This is a genomic window from Micromonospora sp. AB353, from assembly GCF_049538395.1.
Lineage (GTDB): Bacteria > Actinomycetota > Actinomycetes > Mycobacteriales > Micromonosporaceae > Micromonospora > Micromonospora aurantiaca.
The window spans coordinates 1-21,163 of the sequence record NZ_JBMVFV010000050.1; the positions used below are offsets into that span (position 1 = coordinate 1).

At 72.2% G+C, this 21,163-nt stretch carries 21 protein-coding genes; 18 read left to right on the plus strand and 3 right to left on the minus strand.

What is annotated here, in order from left to right; genetic code table 11:
* Positions 1–250 precede the first annotated feature (250 nt).
* From ACPCK6_RS19865 to ACPCK6_RS19905, 9 genes are all read left to right on the plus strand, one after another.
* On the plus strand, positions 251–868 hold the full coding sequence (locus tag ACPCK6_RS19865) for a hypothetical protein (protein WP_396880771.1): 618 nt from the start codon (positions 251–253) through the stop codon (positions 866–868).
* Positions 869–1,014: 146 nt separating this feature from the next.
* Positions 1,015–1,476 (plus strand): DUF948 domain-containing protein, encoded by a 462-nt coding sequence (locus ACPCK6_RS19870; RefSeq protein WP_013285490.1) that lies wholly within the window; start codon positions 1,015–1,017, stop codon positions 1,474–1,476.
* A 32-nt stretch (positions 1,477–1,508) separates the two neighbouring features.
* The gene (locus tag ACPCK6_RS19875; RefSeq protein WP_013285491.1) at positions 1,509–1,814 is read left to right on the plus strand and encodes a hypothetical protein; all 306 of its coding nucleotides are present in this window, start codon (positions 1,509–1,511) and stop codon (positions 1,812–1,814) included.
* Positions 1,811–4,492 (plus strand): alanine--tRNA ligase, encoded by a 2,682-nt coding sequence (gene alaS / locus ACPCK6_RS19880; RefSeq protein ID WP_396880478.1) that lies wholly within the window; start codon positions 1,811–1,813, stop codon positions 4,490–4,492. The genes ACPCK6_RS19875 and alaS overlap by 4 nt, the downstream gene beginning before the upstream one ends.
* 127 nt (positions 4,493–4,619) lie before the next feature.
* Positions 4,620–5,081: a Holliday junction resolvase RuvX gene (ruvX, locus tag ACPCK6_RS19885; protein WP_423481859.1), complete on the plus strand. Its 462-nt coding sequence runs from the start codon at positions 4,620–4,622 to the stop codon at positions 5,079–5,081.
* Positions 5,078–6,280: an endolytic transglycosylase MltG gene (gene mltG / locus ACPCK6_RS19890; protein WP_423481860.1), complete on the plus strand. Its 1,203-nt coding sequence runs from the start codon at positions 5,078–5,080 to the stop codon at positions 6,278–6,280. Before ruvX ends, mltG begins: the two co-directional genes overlap by 4 nt.
* Positions 6,280–7,092 carry a shikimate dehydrogenase gene (locus ACPCK6_RS19895; RefSeq protein WP_423481861.1) on the plus strand — a complete coding sequence of 271 codons (813 nt, stop codon included), beginning with the start codon at positions 6,280–6,282 and terminating at the stop codon, positions 7,090–7,092. The genes mltG and ACPCK6_RS19895 overlap by 1 nt, the downstream gene beginning before the upstream one ends.
* Positions 7,093–7,249: 157 nt before the next feature.
* Positions 7,250–8,428: a chorismate synthase gene (aroC, locus tag ACPCK6_RS19900; protein ID WP_318333471.1), complete on the plus strand. Its 1,179-nt coding sequence runs from the start codon at positions 7,250–7,252 to the stop codon at positions 8,426–8,428.
* Positions 8,425–8,934, plus strand: coding sequence for a shikimate kinase (locus ACPCK6_RS19905; protein ID WP_396880475.1), 510 nt, complete (start codon positions 8,425–8,427; stop codon positions 8,932–8,934). The genes aroC and ACPCK6_RS19905 overlap by 4 nt, the downstream gene beginning before the upstream one ends.
* 69 nt (positions 8,935–9,003) lie before the next feature.
* On the opposite strand, the gene ACPCK6_RS19910 is transcribed toward ACPCK6_RS19905, so the two are convergent.
* Together ACPCK6_RS19910 and ACPCK6_RS19915 are read right to left on the minus strand one after the other, a co-directional pair.
* Entirely contained in the window at positions 9,004–9,810 is an 807-nt protein-coding gene (locus ACPCK6_RS19910; RefSeq protein ID WP_423481862.1) for a cytochrome c oxidase assembly protein, read from the minus strand.
* Complete coding sequence (locus tag ACPCK6_RS19915; protein WP_423481863.1) at positions 9,807–10,349, minus strand: DUF2243 domain-containing protein; 543 nt, start codon at positions 10,347–10,349, stop codon at positions 9,807–9,809. The genes ACPCK6_RS19910 and ACPCK6_RS19915 overlap by 4 nt, the downstream gene beginning before the upstream one ends.
* Positions 10,350–10,441: 92 nt before the next feature.
* Here ACPCK6_RS19915 and aroB point away from each other — a divergent pair, with 92 nt between their 5' ends.
* From aroB to nusB, 4 genes are read left to right on the plus strand one after another with little or no spacing between them, the layout of a single operon-like run.
* Positions 10,442–11,518 carry a 3-dehydroquinate synthase gene (gene aroB / locus ACPCK6_RS19920; protein WP_423481864.1) on the plus strand — a complete coding sequence of 359 codons (1,077 nt, stop codon included), beginning with the start codon at positions 10,442–10,444 and terminating at the stop codon, positions 11,516–11,518.
* The gene (gene aroQ / locus ACPCK6_RS19925) at positions 11,515–11,964 is read left to right on the plus strand and encodes a type II 3-dehydroquinate dehydratase (protein ID WP_396880471.1); all 450 of its coding nucleotides are present in this window, start codon (positions 11,515–11,517) and stop codon (positions 11,962–11,964) included. The genes aroB and aroQ overlap by 4 nt, the downstream gene beginning before the upstream one ends.
* 41 nt (positions 11,965–12,005) lie before the next feature.
* Complete coding sequence (gene efp / locus ACPCK6_RS19930; RefSeq protein WP_013285503.1) at positions 12,006–12,563, plus strand: elongation factor P; 558 nt, start codon at positions 12,006–12,008, stop codon at positions 12,561–12,563.
* Between the two features lie 23 nt (positions 12,564–12,586).
* A complete protein-coding gene (gene nusB / locus ACPCK6_RS19935) occupies positions 12,587–12,997 on the plus strand; it encodes a transcription antitermination factor NusB (RefSeq protein ID WP_174361785.1) in 411 nt (136 codons plus the stop codon).
* Positions 12,998–13,058: 61 nt separating this feature from the next.
* On the opposite strand, the gene bldD is transcribed toward nusB, so the two are convergent.
* Positions 13,059–13,547, minus strand: a complete 489-nt coding sequence (bldD, locus tag ACPCK6_RS19940) for a transcriptional regulator BldD (protein WP_013285505.1) — start codon at positions 13,545–13,547, stop codon at positions 13,059–13,061.
* A 286-nt stretch (positions 13,548–13,833) separates the two neighbouring features.
* On the opposite strand from bldD, the gene pyrR reads away from it, so the two are divergent.
* The 5 genes from pyrR to carB are packed head-to-tail and all read left to right on the plus strand — an operon-like array spanning position 13,834 to position 21,101.
* Entirely contained in the window at positions 13,834–14,418 is a 585-nt protein-coding gene (gene pyrR / locus ACPCK6_RS19945) for a bifunctional pyr operon transcriptional regulator/uracil phosphoribosyltransferase PyrR (protein WP_318333476.1), read from the plus strand.
* On the plus strand, positions 14,415–15,341 hold the full coding sequence (locus ACPCK6_RS19950; protein ID WP_396880470.1) for an aspartate carbamoyltransferase catalytic subunit: 927 nt from the start codon (positions 14,415–14,417) through the stop codon (positions 15,339–15,341). Before pyrR ends, ACPCK6_RS19950 begins: the two co-directional genes overlap by 4 nt.
* Complete coding sequence (locus ACPCK6_RS19955) at positions 15,338–16,615, plus strand: dihydroorotase (protein ID WP_423481865.1); 1,278 nt, start codon at positions 15,338–15,340, stop codon at positions 16,613–16,615. The genes ACPCK6_RS19950 and ACPCK6_RS19955 overlap by 4 nt, the downstream gene beginning before the upstream one ends.
* A gap of 3 nt (positions 16,616–16,618) precedes the next feature.
* On the plus strand, positions 16,619–17,761 hold the full coding sequence (gene carA / locus ACPCK6_RS19960; protein ID WP_423481874.1) for a glutamine-hydrolyzing carbamoyl-phosphate synthase small subunit: 1,143 nt from the start codon (positions 16,619–16,621) through the stop codon (positions 17,759–17,761).
* The gene (carB, locus tag ACPCK6_RS19965; RefSeq protein ID WP_396880468.1) at positions 17,754–21,101 is read left to right on the plus strand and encodes a carbamoyl-phosphate synthase large subunit; all 3,348 of its coding nucleotides are present in this window, start codon (positions 17,754–17,756) and stop codon (positions 21,099–21,101) included. Before carA ends, carB begins: the two co-directional genes overlap by 8 nt.
* Positions 21,102–21,163: the final 62 nt, after the last annotated feature.

A 21,163-nucleotide genomic window follows, 5' to 3' on the forward strand; every position in this document is an offset into this window, starting at 1 on the left:
CGCCCGCGCGACGGCCGGCGTGGCCCGCCCGGTCGCGCCGGACGAGCGGCCCGCCGGGCGCGCGACACCACCCGGACCGGAAACCGACCGGCCCGGACCGGGCGGCCCGGCGACACCGGCGGCGGCCCGGGCGGCTGTGGTCGTACCCCCGGGGGAGCCGGCGGGGCCACGGCCCGGCGGTCCCGGACCGGCCGACAGCGGCGCGGAGACCGGTGGCCTGCGTGGCGCGCGGTCCGAGCTGCGCCGGCAGATGCGCGAGCGCAGCCGGCTGCGGCTGGGCATCCTCGCCCTGGTCAGCCTCGTGCTGCTGGGTGCGGTACCGCTCTACTTCGGGATGCGGACGCTCAGCCGCGACCCGGTCTTCGACACCCTCGACGAGCTCGCGGTGCCCACCTGGGCGCAGAGCAACACGGTGGACAACGTCAGCGGCAGCCGCTGGTGCCTGCAGGACTGCCGCCTGCGGGAACGGTCCCTCGAGTCGGAGCAGGGGTGGAAGGAGACCGTCGCGGTCTACGAGAAGGCGCTGGCCGGGGACGGGTGGCGGCGCTGGAAGGTCGACCGTTGCCCGGACGAGAAGGTCCCGGGCAGCTACACCTGCTGGCGCCGGGACGAGCTGACGCTCGACCTGTGGGTACGCGACCGCACCTGCACGCCTCCGCCGATCGACGGAGCGCCCGCGCCGTCCACGCCCGCCGAGCCCGCAGCGGCGGCCTGCACCGGCTCGTTGGTGTCGGTGAAGGTGCGCAACGCGATCGACGACGAGCGCACCGGACCGACACCGACCACCGATCCGTCACTCACCGGTGAGGATCCCTACCCGACGCTGACCGACGACCCGCTGGGCGAGGTGACCCCCTCACCGTCGTGAGCCGACTTCCATCACGGACGGTAGGGTCTGGGGCTGGCACGCCCGTCCGTGCCCGGTGACCGGGTCGGCGTGGCGCGAAGTGGGTAGGTACGGTCGCGCGTTCCGGGGCGTCGGGTTCCGGGACACTGCTTGAGGAGGACTTTCGCGTGAGTGGTGGAGAGATCGCTGCGCTGATCGCGGCCGGCGCGTTCCTGATGCTGGTGCTCGTGCTGGCGGTGCCGATCCTGCGGCTGCGGCACACCGTGGACGCGACGACCCGCATGATCACCGACGTGAACGAGCGCACCGCGCCGCTGCTCGGTGACGTGAACACCACGGTGAAGAACGTCAACGTGGCGCTGGAGCAGGTGCAGACCTCGCTGGACGGGGTGAACCTCCAGCTCGCCAAGGTGGACACCATGACCAGCCACGCGCAGAACGTCACCGCGAACGTGGCGAACCTGGCCACCGTGGTCTCCGCCGCCGCCGCGAACCCGCTGGTCAAGGTGGCCGCGTTCGGCTACGGCGTGCGCCGGGCCGCCTCCGCCCGCCGGCACGCCGAGACCGAGCGCGAGGTGCGCGACACCATCAAGCAGCAGCGTCGCGCCGCCAAGCGCGGCAACCGCTGACCCCGACCGGCGTACGCGGGAAGGATGAGAACATGAGGCGGTTGTTCTGGCTGGGCATCGGGCTGGCCGTGGGCGTCCTGGTGGTGCGCAAGGCCACCCGGACCGCGCAGGCGTACACCCCGGCCGGCATCGCCAGCGGGCTGTCCGAGTCCGCCGGCGGTCTGGTCGAGTCGCTCCGGGCGTTCGTGGACGACGTCCGGGTCGGCATGGCCGAGCGTGAGCAGGAGATCCACGAGGCCTTCGCCCGCGGCGAGGTGTACGACGACCAGTTCGCCGAGCTGCGGGAGGACCCGCGGATCGGCGACCGAGAGATTTTCCCGGAGGACCACCAGCGATGAAGACGGCGGAGATCAAGCGGCGGTTCCTCGCCCACTTCGAGGCGAACGGGCACACCGTGGTGCCGTCCGCTCCGCTGCCCGCCATCAGCGACCCGAACCTGCTGTTCATCAACGCGGGCATGGTGCAGTTCGTGCCCTACTTCCTGGGCCAGCAGACCCCGCCGTACGCGCGGGCGACGAGCGTGCAGAAGTGCATCCGGACGCCGGACATCGACGAGGTCGGCAAGACCAGCCGGCACGGCACGTTCTTCCAGATGAACGGCAACTTCTCCTTCGGTGACTACTTCAAGTCCGGGGCGATCCCGCTCGCCTGGGATCTGGCCACCAAGCCGGTCGAGGCGGGCGGCTTCGGGCTGGACCCGGAGCGGATCTGGGCCACCGTCTACCTGGACGACGACGAGGCGTACGACATCTGGCGCGCCACCGGCGTGCCGGCCGAGCGGATCGTGCGCCGCGGCAAGGCCGACAACTTCTGGTCGATGGGCATCCCCGGCCCGTGCGGTCCGTGCTCCGAGCTGTACTACGACCGCGGCCCGGCCTACGGCCGCGAGGGCGGCCCGGAGGTCGACGAGGACCGCTACCTGGAGTTCTGGAACCTCGTCTTCATGCAGTTCGAGCGCGGCCCGGGCACCGGCAAGGAGGACTTCCCGATCCTCGGTGACCTGCCGGCGAAGAACATCGACACCGGCATGGGCCTGGAGCGGATGGCCTCGCTGCTGCAGGGCGTGGACAACCTCTACGAGATCGACGAGGTCAAGCCGATCCTCGACAAGGCCGCCGAGCTGACCGGCAAGCGCTACGGCGTGCACTCGGGTCACGCGGCCAACGAGTCGCACCCGGACGACGTACGGCTGCGGGTCATCGCCGACCACGTGCGCACCTCGCTGATGCTCATCGGCGATGGCGTGACCCCGTCGAACGAGGGCCGGGGCTACGTGCTGCGGCGGATCATGCGCCGGGCGATCCGGGCGGTGCGGCTGCTCGGCTACCAGGACCGGGCGCTGCCGGAGCTGCTGCCGGTGGCCCGCGACTGCATGGCGCCGTCGTACCCGGAGCTGGCCGAGGACTTCGGCCGGATCTCCCAGTACGCGTACGCCGAGGAGGACGCGTTCCTGGCCACGCTGCGCGCCGGCACCACGATCCTGGACACCGCCATCGCCGAGACCAAGTCGGCCGGCAGGGCGGCGCTCTCCGGTGACAAGGCGTTCCAGCTGCACGACACGTACGGCTTCCCGATCGACCTGACCCTGGAGATCGCGGCCGAGCAGGGGTTGCAGGTCGACGCGGAGGGCTTCCGCCGGCTGATGGCCGACCAGCGCAGCCGGGCCAAGGCCGACGCGCAGGCGCGCAAGACCGGGCACACCGACGTGTCGGCGTACCGGTCGGTGCTCGACGGCGGCGGGCCGGTGGAGTTCACCGGCTACACCGAGCTGAGCCGGGAGTCGCGGGTACGCGCGTTGCTGTCCGGCGGCGCCGCGATCTCCGCGGCGGTCGAGGGCGACACGATCGAGCTGGTGCTCGACACCACCCCGTTCTACGCCGAGGGCGGCGGCCAGCAGCCCGACCAGGGGCTCATCACCGTCGGCGGCGGCCAGGTCGAGGTCTTCGACGTGCAGCAGCCGGTGCCCGGCCTGATCGTGCACCGGGCCAAGGTGGTGCGCGGCGAGGTGCGTTCCGGGGAGACCGGGTACGCCGAGATCGACGTGTCCCGCCGCCGGGCGATCTCCCGCTCGCACACCGCCACGCACCTGGTGCACCAGACGATGCGCAACTTCCTCGGTGAGTCGGCGACCCAGGCGGGTTCGCTCAACGCGCCGGGCCGGCTGCGGTTCGACTTCAACACCCCGACGGGTGTGGCGCCGAGCGTGCTGCACGACGTCGAGCAGCAGGTCAACGAGGTGCTGCTGGCCGACCTGGAGGTGCACGCGTTCGTCACCAGCCAGGAGGAGGCCCGCCGGATCGGGGCGATGGCCCTGTTCGGCGAGAAGTACGGCGAGCGGGTCCGGGTCGTCGAGGTCGGCGACTACGCCCGCGAGCTGTGCGGTGGCACGCACGTGGCCCGCTCCGCCCAGCTCGGCCTGGTGAAGATCCTCTCGGAGGCTTCTGTGGGTTCCGGCGTCCGCCGCATCGAGGCGCTCGTCGGCATGGACGCGTTCGGCTTCCTGGCCCGCGAGCACCTGCTGGTGTCCCGGCTGGCCGAGCTGTTCCGGGTGCCCGGCGAGCAGGTGGCCGACCGGGTGGAGCAGACCGTCACCCAGCTGCGCGACGCGGAGAAGGAGCTGGAGAAGCTGCGCGCCCAGCTCGTGCTCGGCGGGGCCGGTGCCCTGGCGGCGCAGGCGAAGGACGTGCGCGGCGTCGCGTACGTCGGCACCGAGGCGCCGGAGGGCGCGGCGGCGAACGACGTGCGGACCCTCGCCCAGGAGATCCGGGGCCGGATCGACGCGGCCCGCCCGGCGGTGGTCGCGGTGGCCGCCCGGGCCAACGGCAAGGCGTCGCTCGTGGTGGCCGTCAACCAGGCCGCCCGGGGGCGGAACCTGAGCGCGAAGGATCTGGTCAAGGCGGCGTTCTCCGGCCGGGGCGGCGGCAGCGACGACCTGGCCCAGGGCGGCGGCCTGCCCGCGACGGAGGCGCCGAACCTGCTGGTCACCGTCGAGCGGGCGGTCGCCGGCACGGCATGAGCGAACGCACCGAGCGAAGCGAGGGCCGTGAGGGCATGCCCAGTCGGCACGGCATGAGCGCGACGATCGACGCCAGGGCGGACCACCCGGTCCGCCCTGGCCCGTACCGGCGGGGAGGTGTCCGCTCGTGAGCGAGCTGTCCCGTGGCGTCCGGCTGGGCGTCGACGTCGGCCAGGTCCGGGTGGGGGTGGCCCGCTGTGATCCGCACGGCATCCTGGCCACGCCCCTGGTGACGCTGGCCCGTGACCTGACCGCCGAACCGGACGCGGTGCCCGCCGACATGGCCGAGCTGGTCCGGCTCGCCGCCGAGCACGAGGCGGTGGGGATCGTGGTCGGGCTGCCTGTCAACCTGGCCGGAAAGCACGGCCCCGCGGCGGCGAACGTATCAGCATATGCCAGCCGATTGGCTGATGTAATGAGGCCGATTCCGGTGACGCTGACGGACGAGAGGATGTCTACCGTCGTCGCGAGTCGTAGGCTGGCCGAACGGGGCGTCCGGGGAAAGCGCCAACGAGCGGTGGTCGACCAGGCCGCCGCGGTGGAGATTCTGCAGAGCTGGCTGGACGCACAGCGGAGGCGGACGCAATGATCGACGATCTTGATCTGGGGTTCGACGAGCCGGACAGGGGGGAGAAGGGCCGGCACCGGCGCGGCGCGGTGCGCCGACGCCAGGGCAAGTCCGGCGGCAGCCGGGGCAAGACCCTGCTCGCCCTCGCGCTCGCGCTGGTCCTGCTCGGCGGCATCGGCGGCGGTGCGTTCTACGGCTTCGACCGGGTCCAGAACTACTTCGTCACACCCGACTACGACGGCTCCGGCACCGGCGAGGTGACCGTCGAGATCAAGCAGGGCGCGTTGATCGCCGACATGGCCGACGCGCTCGTCGCCGCCGACGTGGTGAAGAGCACCAAGGCGTTCATCGAGGCCGCCGAGGAGAACTCGCGCAGCAAGAACATCCAGCCCGGCACGTACAAGCTGCGCAAGCAGATGAGCGGTGACGCGGCGGTCGCGGCGATGCTGGACCTCAAGAACAAGATCGTCAACGGGATCACCATCCCCGAGGGCCTCACCGCGAAGACGGTCTACAAGCGGCTCTCCGAGAAGACCGACATCCCGGTCAAGGACTTCGAGGCCGCGGCGAAGGACCCGGAGGCGCTCGGCGTCCCGGACTGGTGGTTCAAGCGCTCCGACGGCAAGAAGGTCAAGCCGTCGATCGAGGGCTTCCTCTTCCCGGACACGTACGAGATCCCGCCGAAGGCCACCGCCGAGACGGTGCTCAAGCTGATGGTGGACAACTTCCTCACCGTCACCTCCGGCATGCAGTACGCGGAGAAGGTGCAGAAGGACCGCGGCGGCATCACCCCGTACGAGGCGCTGATCGTCGCCTCGCTCGCGCAGGCCGAGGCCGGCAACAAGGCCGACCTGGGCAAGGTTGCCCAGGTTGCCTACAACCGGGTCTACAAGGGCAACTTCGACTGCGGCTGCCTGGAGATGGACGTCACTGTCAACTACTACCTGGAGCTGACCGGGCAGCCGACCAAGGCGTCCAAGGACATGACCTCTGCCGAGCTGGACAACCCGAAAAACCCGTACAACCGCAAGCTGCGCGGCCTCATCCCCACCCCGATCAACAACCCGGGCAAGGACGCCCTGCAGGGCGCGCTGAGCCCGCCGCCGGGCAAGTGGCTCTTCTTCGTGGCGATCAGCAAGGACGGGCGCTCCGCGTTCGCCGAGACCTACGCAGAGCACCAGCGCAACGAGCAGAAGGCCAGGGAGGCCGGGATCATCTGATGGCCGATCCCCACCGCGCCGCGGTGGTCGGCAAGCCGATCGCCCACTCGCTCTCCCCGGTGATCCACACCGCCGGGTACGCGGCCGCCGGGCTGACCGGCTGGTCGTACACCCGGATCGAAGCCGGCGCCGACGAGCTGCCCGGCCTGGTCGCGGGTCTCGGCCCCGAGTGGGCCGGGCTGTCGGTGACCATGCCGGGCAAGGAGGCGGCGCTCGCGCTGGCCGACGAGGTCTCGCCGGTCGCCGCCGCTGTCGGCGCCGCCAACACGCTGGTACGCCGGCCCGACGGCACCTGGTACGCGGACAACACCGACGTCACCGGCATGGTCGAGGTGCTCACCGGTGCCGGCTGCGTGGCCGGGGCGGTCGTCACCGTGCTCGGCGCGGGTGGCACCGCCCGGGCGGCCATCGCGGCGGCGGCCCGGATCGGGGCGGCCGAGGTGACTGTGGTGGCCCGCCGCCCGGAAGCGGTGGACGAGCTGCGCCCGGTCGCGGCGGCGGCCGGGGTGCCGCTGGCCGGAGCCGAGTGGGACGGCGCGCCCGCGCACGCCCGCGCCGACGTGGTGATCTCCACGGTGCCGAAGGGGGTGGCCGACCCGCTGGCGGACAACTTCGACTGGCGGCCGGAGTCGGTCTTCTTCGACGTGGTCTACGAGCCGTGGCCCACGCCGCTCGCGGCGGCGGCGCTGACCGCCGGGTGCCGGGTGGTCTCCGGGCTGGACCTGCTGCTGGCCCAGGCGTTCGGCCAGTTCGAACAGTTCACCGGGGTCACCGCCCCACGCGCCGCGATGCGCGCCGCGCTGCCGGTGTAAGGAAGGGCCCTTCTTAACGCCTCCGGTAGAGGAAGGGTCCCCTGTTAACACCTCACCGACCGGGCGGAAGACCAGCGCGCGGAAATGGCCTGTCCGCAGGGCGGGATGCGGCGGGCGGCGTACGCCGGTGACCACCGGGCGTGACAGACTGACCGTCGTGTTGCGCTGGCTGACTGCAGGTGAATCGCACGGACCCGCCCTCGTCGCGATGCTGGAGGGCGTACCCGCCGGCATCGAGGTGACCACCGGGGAGATCTCCGGCGAGCTGGCCCGGCGCCGGCTCGGCTACGGCCGGGGTGCCCGGATGTCGTTCGAGCAGGACGAGGTCGAGATCATCGGCGGGCTCCGGCACGGGGTGACGCTCGGCAGCCCGGTGGCGATCCGGGTCGGCAACTCGGAGTGGCCCAAGTGGCGCACCGTGATGGCCGCCGACCCGGTCGACCCGGAGGAACTGGCGAGCCAGGCCCGCAACGCACCACTGACCCGTCCCCGCCCGGGTCACGCCGACCTGGCCGGCATGCAGAAGTACGGCCACACCGACGCCCGGCCGATCCTGGAGCGCGCCAGCGCCCGGGAGACCGCCGCCCGGGTCGCGGTGGGCACCGTCGCCAAGGCGCTCGTGCGTCAGGCGCTCGGCGTCGAGATCGTCTCGCACGTGGTCGAGCTGGGCCCGGTGGCGGTCAAGCCGGGTCTGCGCCCCACGCCGGAGGACGCCGCGCGCATCGACGCCGACCCGCTGCGCTGCCTCGACGCCGAGGCCAGCGCCCGGATGGTCGCCGAGGTCGACGCCGCGAAGAAGGCCGCCGACACGCTCGGTGGCGTGGTCGAGGTGCTCGCGTACGGGGTGCCGCCGGGCCTGGGCAGCCACGTGCAGTGGGACCGCAAGCTCGACGCCCGCCTCGCCACCGCGCTCATGTCGATCCAGGCGATCAAGGGCGTGGAGATCGGCGACGGCTGGCAGCAGGCCCGCTCGCGTGGCTCCGAGGCGCACGACGAGATCGTGCCCACCGCCACCGGCGTGCGGCGGATCACCGACCGGGCCGGTGGCCTGGAGGGCGGCATCACCACCGGTGAGCCGCTGCGGGTGAAGGCGGCCATGAAGCCGATCTCCTCGCTGAACCGGGCCCTCGCGACGATCGACGTGACCACGGGTGAGCCGGCCACCGCGATCAATCAGCGTTCCGACGTGTGCGCGGTGCCGGCCGCGGCCGTGGTGGCCGAGGCGATGGTCGCGCTGGTGCTGGCCGAGGCGGCGGTGGAGAAGTTCGGCGGCGACTCGATCGCCGAGATGCGCCGCAACCTGACCGGTTACCTCGACGGGCTGGTCGTCAAGTGAACACCCGGCCGGTCTGCGTGCTTGTCGGGTCGCCCGGCTCCGGCAAGACCACAGTCGGAACGGCGCTCGCCGAATTGCTCGGCGTCGGCTTCCGGGACACCGACGCCGACATCGAGAACCTCGCCGGCAAGCCCATCCCGGAGATCTTCGTGGACGAGGGGGAGGAGCACTTCCGTACCCTCGAACGGGCCGCCGTGGCGGCGGCGCTCGCGTCGCACGCGGGCGTGCTCGCGGTCGGCGGCGGCGCGGTCCTGGCCGAGGAGAACCGGGCCGCGTTGATCGGCCACACGGTGGTGCACCTGTCGGTGGAGCTGCCCGACGCGGTCAAGCGGGTCGGTCTGGGCGCCGGGCGGCCGCTGCTCGCGCTGAACCCGCGCGCCACGCTCAAGCACCTGATGGACCAGCGCCGACCGCTCTACGCCGAGGTGGCGACCGCGACGGTGGTCACCGACGGGCGTACGCCGCAGGAGTTGGCCGCGGAGATCGCCGCCCTGCTCAAGCCCTGACCCTCGCCTCGCCGCGCTGTGTCCGGCTCCTTCGGTGGAACGCCATGGGCGGGTGAGAAGGCGCACCGGTCAGGCGTTGGCCGCGGCGGTCCCGGCTGTCCGGCGTCCGGCGCGGCGGCTCCGGGCCGGCTCGGGTCGCCAGGTGGCGAGCAGCGCCAGCGCCAGCGCGATCTCGGCCAGGTCACCCAGGTAGTACATGAGCGTGGCGCCGGCCCGCAGCTCGGCGGCGGTGGCCGGCACGTCCACGAACAGCCCGGCGTAGAGCAGTTGGGCGATGGTGGCGTGCGCGGCGACCCCGACCCCGATCACCACCAGCCGGACCGGTACGCGGGGGCGGTGCGGTCCCGGATCGGGACCGGCGATCGACCAGGCGAACAGGCAGCCGCTCAGCAGGAAGTGCACGTTCACCAGCGTGTGCAGGGCCGGGTCGTCCAGGGTGGCCCGGTACAGCGGGGTGAGGTAGAGCAGCCATAGCCCGCCTGCGGTGAGCAGCAGACCGGTCACCGGGTGGCCGAGCACCCGCGCGACCGGGTGCCGCAGCAGGTGGACCAGGGCCCGGCCGGTACGCCGGTCCAGCGTGCGCAGCAGCAGCGTGACCGGGGCGCCGAGCACCAGCGCCAGCGGCGCGAGCATGCCGATCAGCAGGTGCTGCCACATGTGCCCGACGAAGTCGCCGACCGGCCACAGCAGCCCGGTCACCAGCAGCAGCGCGCCCAGCCCGAAGCTCGCCGTGCGGGCGTGCGGCCAGCCCGGCCCGCCCGGGTCGCGCAGCCGCAGCGCGGCGGCCAGGTACGCCCAGAACAGCGCCACCGGGATCAGCGCGGTCACCGGGAAGCCGCCGTCGGCGTGCCCGGCGTGGGCTAGGGCCACTGTCACCGGCGTTCGGGCGCGCAGAGGTCCACGGCCCGGGCCCGGCGCTGGATCACCCAGCCCGCGGCGATCAGCACCACCCCGAGGGCCAGGAACCCGAGATCCCACCAGAGCTGGTTCGGGCCGCCGCGGACGTGGTGGATGCCGAGCAGGTGGTGGTCGATGACGCCCTCGACCAGGTTGAACAGGCCCCAGCCGATCAGCGCCCAGCCCCACAGCGTGGGCGAGCGCCACAGCCGGCCCCGGGAGTGTGTGACCCGGGAGTAGAGCAGGGCCAGCCCGGTCAGCACCGCCACCCAGGTGACCACGTGGAACAGACCGTCCCAGAGCGTGTTCATCTGCAACCCGGGCACGGTGTCGACCGGGTACTCGCGCACGCCGATCCGGTCGCTGCCGGTGCTGCTGAGCATGTGGTGCCACTGGAGTACCTGGTGCAGGACGATGCCGTCGACGAAGCCGCCGAGCCCGACGCCGAGGATCGTGGCGGGCAGCCGGATGCTCGTCGCGGACTCCGGCCGGGTCGCGTGTGCCGTCGTCTCGCTCATTCCGGCCGCCCTACCCGCGGTGCGGCCGGGCAAACACCCAGCCCGTGGACAGTCGCCCCGCGAGGGCGGCGTGCTGGACTAGGCTGCCCGCGATGGACGAGGTGACCCGGATCCCGGTCGGCGGCGAGCGGCCGTACGACGTGCTCGTGGGACGTGACCTGCTGGACCCGCCGCCCCGGCTGCTGCCGGGCGCCGAGCGGGTGGCCTTCCTGCACGCGCCGCCGCTCAAGGCGCTCGCCGACCGGCTCGCCGACGCGGTCCGCGAGAGCGGCGTGACGCCGCTGCTGATCGAGGTGCCGGACGCGGAGGCGGGCAAGCACGTCGACGTGGCGGCGGCCTGCTGGGACCGGCTCGGCGACGCCGGGTTCACCCGTACCGACGCGGTGGTCGGGGTGGGCGGCGGCGCGGTCACCGACCTGGCCGGGTTCGTCGCCGCGACCTGGCTGCGCGGCGTGCGCTGGGTGCCGGTCGCCACGTCGCTGCTCGGCATGGTCGACGCCGCCGTGGGCGGCAAGACCGGCATCAACACCGCCGCCGGCAAGAACCTGGTCGGCGCGTTCCACCCGCCGGTCGGCGTGCTGGCCGACCTGGCGACGCTGGACAGCCTGCCCCCGGCCGACCTGGCCGCCGGCATGGCCGAGGTGGTCAAGTGCGGGTTCATCGCCGACCCGGTCATCCTCGACCTGGTCGAGGAGGACCCGGCCGCCGCGCTGGACCCGGCCGGTCCGGTGCTGCGGGAACTGGTCGAGCGCGCGGTCCGCGTGAAGGCCGGCGTGGTCGCCGGGGACCTGCGCGAATCCGGGGTACGCGAGGTGCTCAACTACGGGCACACCCTCGCCCACGCGATCGAGAAGGTGGAGGGCTACCGCTGGCGGCACGGTCACGCCGTGGCGGTCGGCCTGGTCTACGCGGCCACGCTCGCCCGGCTCGCCGGTCGCCTGGACGCGGCCGACGCCGAGCGGCACCGCCGGGTGCTGACCGCGCTCGACCTGCCCACCGGCTACCGGGCCGACGCCTGGCCGGAACTGCTGGCCGCGATGCGGGTGGACAAGAAGGCCCGGGGCAGCCGGTTGCGGTTCGTGGTGCTCGACGGGCTCGCCCGCCCGGCGATCCTGGAGGCGCCGCCGGACGACCTGCTCGCCGCCGCGTACGCGGAGATCAGCTCGTGAGGGTGTACGTGCTCAACGGGCCGAACCTGGGCCGGCTCGGCACCCGCCAGGTCGACGTGTACGGGGTGACCAGCTACGCCCAGCTCGTGGCCGACTGTGAACGGCACGGCCGGGAGCTGGGCCTGGACGTGGTGGTCCGGCAGACCGACGCCGAGCACGAGATGCTCGCCTGGCTCCACGAGGCGGCCGACGAGGCGGCGGCGGTGGTGCTGAACCCGGCCGCCTGGTCGCACTACTCGATCGCGGTGCGGGACGCCTGCGCGATGCTGCGCGGCCCGCTGGTCGAGGTGCACATCTCCAACATCCACGCCCGGGAGGAGTTCCGGCACCACTCGGTGGTCTCCGCGGTGGCCACCGGCGTGATCTGCGGCCTGGGCGTGGACGGCTACCGGCTGGCGCTGCACCACCTGGCTCAGCGTGCGAGTCCGATTCGACAGAGCGAGTAGACTTGGACGGTCTGTCCGCCAATTGATGATCAAGGCAGGAAATGGCCACCACCAACGACCTGAAGAACGGCCTGGTACTCAACCTGGACGGCGAGCTGTGGGCCGTCGTCGAGTTCCAGCACGTCAAGCCCGGTAAGGGTGGTGCCTTCGTGCGCACCACGCTGAAGAACGTGCTGTCCGGCAAGGTGGTCGACAAGACCTTCAACGCGGGCACCAAGGTCGAGACCGCGACCGTGGACAAGCGCACCATGCAGTACCTGTACGCCGACGGCGAGGACTATGTCTTCATGGATCTGGAGACGTTCGACCAGATCACCGTCCCCGGCGGCACCGTCGGCGAGGCCGCCAACTACCTCCTCCCCGAGGCCGAGGCGACTGTCGCCACCCACGAGAGCGTGCCGCTGTACATCGAGCTGCCGACCTCGGTCGTGCTCGAGGTCACCTACACCGAGCCGGGCCTGCAGGGCGACCGCTCGACCGGCGGCAACAAGCCGGCCACCGTCGAGACCGGCGCCACCGTGCAGGTGCCGCTGTTCATCACCACCGGTGAGAAGATCAAGGTCGACACCCGCGACGGCCGTTACCTCGGCCGAGCCTGATGGCCGAGGGCCCCAAGCAGCAGATGCCGGCGCGCCGCAAGGCGCGCAAGCGGGCGCTGGACGTGCTCTTCGAGGCCGACCTGCGGGACCGCCCGCCGGTCGAGGTGCTCGCCGGTTACCTGGAACGGATCGAGCAGCCCCGCCCCGACCACCTCGGCTACGCGGTCGGGCTGGTCGAGGGCGTGGCGGCGCACCTCGACCGGATCGACGAGACGATCGCCAGCTACGCCGAGGGGTGGACGCTGGAGCGCATGCCGGTGGTCGACCGCAACCTGGCCCGGATCGCCGTGTACGAGCTGCTCTACGTCGACGAGATCGACGACGCGGTGGCGATCAGTGAGGCCGTGGAGCTGGCCCGGCAGATGTCGACGGACGACTCGCCCCGCTTCCTCAACGGCATCCTCGGCCGGATCGCCGAGTACGCCACGCGCTGACGCGTAGCGACGACGAAGGGCCCGTGCCGGTCGGCACGGGCCCTTTCGTCGTACGGGGGTGTCAGGAGGCGAAGAACGCCCGCGGGTCGGCGACCAGCACGCCGTGCTCGGTCAGCCGCTCGATCAGCCCCGACGGCGAGGCGTCGTAGACGATCGCGAGGGCGCGCAGGTCGTCGGCGCGGATCGAGAGCACCCGGCCGTTGTAGTCGCCGCGCTGCTGCTGGATGGCGCGCGCGTAGCGGGCCACGTACGCGAGGTCCTCGGAGGCCTCGTCGTAGAGCCGCTCCAGGTCCAGCACGATCTTGCTGGTGGGCTCGTGACGCACCCCGCTGCCGTCGGGCAGCAGCTCCGAGACGGGAACGCGGTAGAAGTCGGCCAGCTCCGCCAGGCGGGACACGGTGACGGCGCGGTCGCCGCGCTCGTACGAGCCGACCACCACGGCCTTCCACCGCCCGTTCGACTTCTCCTCCACCCCCTGCAGGGACAGACCCTGCTGCTGGCGGATGGAGCGCAGGCGGGCGCCCAGCGACTTGGCGTATTCAGAGGGCATTCGGACACTCCCAGTGCTGTTCGGGTTCTCCGAGCTATCGCTACGGAGCGTGACGGTACGGGGATTGCGACATGTGGTCAAGTGTTGCCGTCCACCGGGTCCGGCACCCGCGTGTGGCTTGTCCCTATTTCTCCGGGCTGACCAGCAGGTCAGGACCGGCGGCGGGCGGCCCGGTGACCGCTGGTAACGTGGCGTGAAGCCCCGGTCCGGGCCCTGTGGGGGCCGGCCGGAGCAGACCAGACGTCCTTTAACGACCCGTCCCGTGAGGCGGGGAAGGAGGTCCGCCGTGGCCTACCCGTCGGCTGCCCACTCGTCGCCGCCGCGACAACCCTCGGTGAAGGTGATCCTCGCCGCAGCGGACGTGTCGCGGGTGGTCGACCGCATCGCCCACCAGATCCTGGAGAAGACCCAGGGCGCCGCCGGCACCGTGCTGCTGGGCATCCCCACCCGGGGCGTGCCGCTGGCCCACCGCCTCGCCGCCCGGATCAGCACCTTCGAGGACGTCACCGTCCCGGTCGGCGTGCTCGACATCACGCTCTACCGCGACGACCTGCGCCGGCACGCCACCCGCGCGGTCGGCCCGACCGACCTGCCGAGCGGCGGGATCGACGGCAAGCGGGTGATCCTCGTCGACGACGTGCTGTTCTCCGGCCGTACCGTGCGGGCCGCGCTGGACGCGCTCAGCGACGTCGGCCGCCCGGCGTCCGTGCAGCTCGCGGTCCTGGTCGACCGCGGCCACCGCCAGCTGCCGATCCGCGCCGACTACGTCGGCAAGAACATCCCCACCGCGCTGGCCGAGAACGTCAAGGTCACCCTCGCCGAGACCGACGGCACCGACGAGGTCAAGTTGTACGGGGGTACACCCGCATGATCCGGCACCTGCTCTCCGGCGCCGACCTGGACGCCGGCACCGCCACCCTGGTCCTGGACACCGCCGCGGAGATGGCGACGGTGGCCGGGCGTGAGGTCAAGAAGCTGCCCGCGCTGCGCGGGCGCACCGTGGTCAACCTCTTCTACGAGGACTCCACCCGGACCCGGATCTCGTTCGAGGCGGCCGCCAAGCGGCTCAGCGCCGACGTGATCAACTTCTCCGCCAAGGGCTCCAGCGTGGCCAAGGGGGAGAGCCTGAAGGACACCGCGCTCACGCTCCAGGCGATGGGCGCGGACGCGGTGGTCGTCCGGCACCCCGCCTCCGGCGCGCCGCACCGGCTCGCCGAGTGGGTCGACGGGTCGGTCGTGAACGCCGGTGACGGCACCCACGAGCACCCCACCCAGGCGCTGCTCGACGCGTACACGATGCGGTCCCGGCTGGGCCGGCTCGAGGGCCTGCACGTGGCGATCGTCGGCGACGTGCTGCACTCCCGGGTGGCCCGCTCGAACGTGCTGCTGCTGTCCACGCTCGGGGCGAAGGTCACCCTGGTCGGCCCGCCCACGCTCATCCCGGTCGACATCGCCGCCGCCCTGGCGCCCGGCACCGACGTCTGTTACGACCTCGACACCGTTCTCCCAGGTGTGGACGTGGTGATGATGCTTCGGGTGCAGCGCGAGCGGATGGGTGACTCCTACTTCCCGTCGGCCCGCGAGTACGCCCGCCGCTACGGGCTCGACGGGCCGCGCATGCGCCGGCTGCCCGAACACGCGATCGTCATGCACCCCGGACCGATGAACCGGGGCATGGAGATCACGCCCGAGGTGGCCGACTCGCCCCGCTCCACCATCGTCGAACAGGTCGCCAACGGGGTCTCCGTGCGGATGGCCGTGCTCTACCTGCTGCTCGGAGGGAACAACCGGTGACCGCGTACCTCATCACAGGCGTCAGTGTGGTCGGCGGCGAGCCGACCGACCTGCTCATCCGCGACGGCGTGGTGGCCGGGACGGGCCGCGGGCTCGCCGCGGACGACGCCACAGTCATCGACGCGACCGGCCTGGTCGCGCTGCCCGGCCTGGTCGACCTGCACACCCACCTGCGCGAGCCCGGCCGGGAGGACGCCGAGACGGTCGAGTCCGGCTCCCGGGCGGCGGCGCTCGGCGGCTACACGGCGGTCTGCGCGATGGCGAACACCTCGCCGGTCGCCGACACCGCCGGCGTGGTCGAGCAGGTCTGGCGGCTCGGCCGGGAGGCCGGCCTGGTCGACGTGCAGCCGATCGGCGCGGTCACCGTCGGGCTGGCCGGCGAGCGCCTGGCCGAGCTGGGCGCGATGGCCGACTCGGCCGCCGGGGTGCGGATCTTCTCCGACGACGGGCACTGCGTGTCCGACCCGCGGCTGATGCGCCGGGCGCTGGAGTACGTCAAGGCGTTCGACGGCGTGATCGCCCAGCACGCCGAGGAGCCCCGGCTCACCGAGGGCGCGCAGATGCACGAGGGCGAGGTGTCCACCCGCCTCGGCCTGACCGGCTGGCCGGCCGTCGCCGAGGAGGCGATCATCGCCCGCGACGTGCTGCTCGCCGAGCACGTCGGCAGCCGCCTGCACGTCTGCCACGTCTCCACCGCCGGCAGCGTCGAGGTGCTGCGCCAGGCCAAGGCGCGCGGGGTACGGGTGACCGCCGAGGTGACGCCGCACCACCTGCTGCTCACCGACGCCAAGGCGGAGAGTTACGACCCGGTCTTCAAGGTCAACCCGCCGCTGCGTACCGCCGCCGACATCGCCGCGCTGCGGGAGGCGCTGGCCGAGGGCGTGATCGACATCATCGCCACCGACCACGCGCCGCACGCCGTGGAGGACAAGGAGTGCGAGTGGGCGTACGCCCGGCCGGGGATGCTCGGCCTGGAGACGGCGCTGTCGATCGCGCTCGACGTGTTCGGCCCCCGCTGGGACCTGATCGCCGAGCGGATGTCCCGCACGCCGGCCCGGATCGCCGGGCTGGCCGGGCACGGCCTCGACCCGGCGCCCGGCGTACCGGCCAACCTGACCCTTGTCGACCCGGCCGCCCGGCGCGTCATCGAACCGGCGGAGCTGGCCAGTCGCAGTCGCAACACCCCGTACGCCCGCATGACGCTGCCGGGTCGCATCGTGGCGACCTTCCTGCGCGGCGAGCCGACGGTCCTGGACGGAAAGGCTGTCAAGTAAATGGTGAAGCGTAGATCGGCAATTCTCGTCCTGGAGGACGGGCGCACGTTCCACGGTGAGGCGTACGGCAGCGTCGGGGAGACCTTCGGCGAGGCGGTCTTCAACACCGGCATGACCGGCTACCAGGAGACGCTCACCGACCCGTCGTACCACAGGCAGGTGGTGGTGCAGACCGCGCCGCACATCGGCAACACCGGCGTCAACGGCGAGGACGACGAGTCCGACCGGATCTGGGTGGCCGGGTACGTGGTGCGCGACCCGGCCCGGATCAGCTCCAACTGGCGGGCCGGCGGCGGCCTGGAGGACCGGCTCGCCGCCGAGGGCGTCGTCGGCATCAGCGGCGTGGACACCCGGGCGCTGACCCGGCACCTGCGCGAGCGCGGGGCGATGCGGGTCGGTATCTCCAGCGTCGAGGACGACCCGGCCGCGCTGCTGGAGCGGGTGCGCCGCTCGCCGCAGATGGTCGGCGCGAACCTGTCCGACGAGGTGACCACCGCCAAGCCGTACGTGGTCGAGGCGGAAGGCGAGCACCGGTTCACGGTGGCCGCGGTGGACCTGGGCATCAAGCGCAACGTGCCGCGGCGGCTCGCCGCCCGCGGCGTCACCACCCACGTGCTCCCAGCCGGGTCGACGATCGAGGACCTGCTCGCCACCGGCGCGGACGCTGTCTTCTTCTCGCCCGGCCCGGGCGACCCGGCGACCGCCGACGGCCCGGTGGCGCTGGCCCGGGAGGTGCTGACCCGGCGGATCCCGCTGTTCGGTATCTGCTTCGGCAGCCAGATCCTCGGCCGGGCGCTCGGCTTCGGCACCTACAAGCTGGGGTACGGCCACCGCGGCATCAACCAGCCGGTGCTCGACCGGGCCACCGGCAAGGTCGAGGTGACAAGCCACAACCACGGCTTCGCGGTGCAGGTGCCGGGTGCCGGGGACGGTGCGGTGGTGCCGGATCAGGTGATCCAGACCGAGTTCGGCGGCGTCCAGGTGTCCCACGTCTGCCTCAATGACAACGTGGTCGAGGGGCTGCGAGCCGTGGACGTGCCCGCCTTCACCGTCCAGTACCACCCCGAGGCGGCGGCCGGCCCGCACGACGCGGACTACCTCTTCGACCGTTTCGCAGAGCTGATCGAGGGGCGCAAGAATGCCTAAGCGGACCGACCTCAAGCACGTCCTGGTGATCGGCTCCGGGCCGATCGTGATCGGACAGGCCTGCGAGTTCGACTACTCCGGCACCCAGGCCTGCCGGGTGCTGCGCAGCGAGGGGATCCGGGTCAGCCTGGTCAACTCGAACCCGGCGACGATCATGACGGACCCGGAGTTCGCCGACGCCACGTACGTCGAGCCGATCACGCGTGAGTTCGTCGAGCTGGTCATCGCCAAGGAGCGCCCCGACGCGCTGCTGCCGACGCTCGGCGGGCAGACCGCGCTGAACACCGCTGTCGCCCTGCACGAGGCGGGCGTGCTGGAGAAGTACGGCGTCGAGCTGATCGGCGCGAACATCGAGGCGATCAACCGGGGCGAGGACCGGCAGCTGTTCAAGGAGATCGTGGCGAAGGCCGGCGTACGGCTGGGCCTGGACGATCCGTCCGCGCTGGTGCCGCGCTCGCGGGTCTGCCACTCGATGGACGAGGTCCGCGAGACGGTCGCCGACCTGGGCCTGCCGGTGGTCATCCGGCCGTCGTTCACCATGGGCGGCCTCGGTTCCGGCATGGCGCACACCGACGAGGACCTGGAGCGCATCGCCGGGTCCGGCCTGGCGGCCAGCCCGGTCCACGAGGTGCTCATCGAGGAGAGCGTGCTCGGCTGGAAGGAGTACGAGCTCGAACTGATGCGCGACCGCCACGACAACGTGGTGGTGGTCTGCTCGATCGAGAACGTCGACCCGATGGGCGTGCACACCGGCGACAGCGTCACCGTCGCCCCGTCGATGACGCTCACCGACCGGGAGTACCAGCGGCTGCGTGACCTCGGCATCGCGGTGCTGCGCGAGGTCGGTGTGGACACCGGCGGCTGCAACATCCAGTTCGCGGTGAACCCGGCCGACGGCCGGATCGTCGTGATCGAGATGAACCCGCGGGTGTCGCGTTCCTCGGCGCTGGCGTCGAAGGCCACCGGCTTCCCGATCGCGAAGATCGCCGCGAAGCTCGCCATCGGCTACACGCTCGACGAGATCCCCAACGACATCACGCTGAAGACGCCGGCGGCGTTCGAGCCGACGCTCGACTACGTGGTGGTGAAGATCCCCCGGTTCGCGTTCGAGAAGTTCCCCGGCGCCGACCCGGAGCTGACCACCACGATGAAGTCGGTGGGCGAGGCGATGAGCCTGGGCCGCAACTTCACCGAGGCGCTGAACAAGGCGATGCGCTCGATGGAGACCAAGTCATCCGGTTTCTGGACCACTCCGGACCCGGAGGGCGCGACGAAGGAGAACACCCTGGCGGCGCTGCGGACGCCGCACGACGGCCGGCTCTACACGGTCGAGCGGGCGCTGCGCCTCGGCGCGTCGATCGCCGAGGTGTCCGAGGCGTCCGGCGGCATGGACCCGTGGTTCCTGGACCAGATCGCCTCGCTGGTCGAGCTGCGCGCCGAGATCGTGGACGCGCCGGTGCTCGACGCCACCCTGCTGCGCCGCGCCAAGCGGGCCGGCCTGTCCGACCGGCAGCTCGCCGCGCTGCGCCCGGAGCTGGCCGCCGAGGACGGCGTACGCACGCTGCGGCACCGGCTCGGCGTCCGGCCGGTCTACAAGACGGTGGACACCTGCGCGGCCGAGTTCGAGGCGACCACGCCGTACCACTACTCGACATACGACTCGGAGACCGAGGTGGCGCCCTCGGCGCGGCCGAAGGTGCTCATCCTGGGCTCCGGGCCGAACCGGATCGGTCAGGGCATCGAGTTCGACTACTCGTGTGTGCACGCGGTCCAAGCGTTGCGGGACGTGGACTACGAGACCGTCATGGTCAACTGCAACCCGGAGACCGTCTCCACCGACTACGACACCGCCGACCGGCTCTACTTCGAGCCGCTGACGTTCGAGGACGTGCTGGAGGTCTGGCACGCCGAGGACTCCTCCGGCAGGGAGGCGGGCGGCCCCGGCGTCATCGGGGTGATCGTCCAGCTCGGCGGGCAGACCCCGCTGGGCCTGGCGCAGCGGCTCAAGAACGCCGGCGTGCCGATCGTCGGCACCTCCCCGGAGTCGATCCACCTGGCCGAGGAGCGCGGCGCGTTCGGCGCGGTGCTGGCCCGGGCCGGCCTGCGCGCGCCCGCGCACGGCATGGCCACCTCGTACGACGAGGCGAAGGCGATCGCCGACGAGATCGGGTACCCGGTGCTGGTCCGCCCCTCGTACGTGCTCGGCGGACGCGGCATGGAGATCGTCTACGACGACGCCACGCTGCGCGACTACATCGGCCGGGCCACCGCCATCTCGCCGGACCGCCCGGTGCTGGTGGACCGGTTCCTGGACGACGCCATCGAGATCGACGTGGACGCGCTCGTGGACGCCGACGGCGACGTCTACCTGGGCGGCGTGATGGAGCACATCGAGGAGGCCGGCATCCACTCCGGCGACTCGTCCTGCGCGCTGCCGCCGATCACCCTGGCCGGCTCGCACCTGGCCCAGGTGCGGCACTACACCGAGCAGATCGCCCGCGGCATCGGGGTGCGCGGCCTGCTCAACGTCCAGTACGCGCTGCAGGGCGACATGCTCTACGTGCTGGAGGCCAACCCGCGCGCCTCCCGGACCGTACCGTTCGTCTCGAAGGCCACAGCGGTGCCGCTGGCGAAGGCGGCGGCCCGGATCGCGCTCGGCGCCACCGTCGCGCAGCTGCGCGCCGAGGGCATGCTGCCGCCCACCGGCGACGGCGGCACCATGCCGGCCGACGCGCCGATCGCCGTCAAGGAGGCGGTGCTGCCGTTCAAGCGGTTCCGCACCCCGTCCGGCAAGGGCATCGACGTGCTGCTCGGCCCGGAGATGAAGTCCACCGGCGAGGTGATGGGCATCGACACCGGCTTCGGGCAGGCGTTCGCCAAGTCGCAGGCCGCCGCGTACGGGTCGCTGCCCACCGCCGGGAAGATCTTCGTCTCGGTCGCCAACCGGGACAAGCGCGGCATGATCTTCCCGATCAAGCGCCTGGCCGACCTGGGCTTCGAGATCGTGGCCACCACCGGCACGGCCGAGGTGCTGCGCCGGCACGGCATCGCCTGCGAGCAGATCCGTAAGCACTACGAGTCGGGTGAGGGCGCGGACGCGGTGTCGCTGATCCTCGGCGGGGACGTGGCGCTGGTGGTGAACACGCCGCAGGGCTCCGGGGCGAGTGCCCGTTCCGACGGGTACGAGATCCGCAGCGCGGCGGTGAGCGTGGACATCCCGTGCGTCACCACGGTGCCCGGCGCCGCCGCCGCGGTCATGGGCATCGAGGCCCGCATCCGGGGCGACCTGAAGGTCCGCCCGCTGCAGGACCTGCACGCCGCCCTGCGGGCGGGCGAGTGACACCGCGCCTGAACGCGCCGATCATGAGGTTGGCGGCGATGTGGATCTCCAAATCCGCCGCC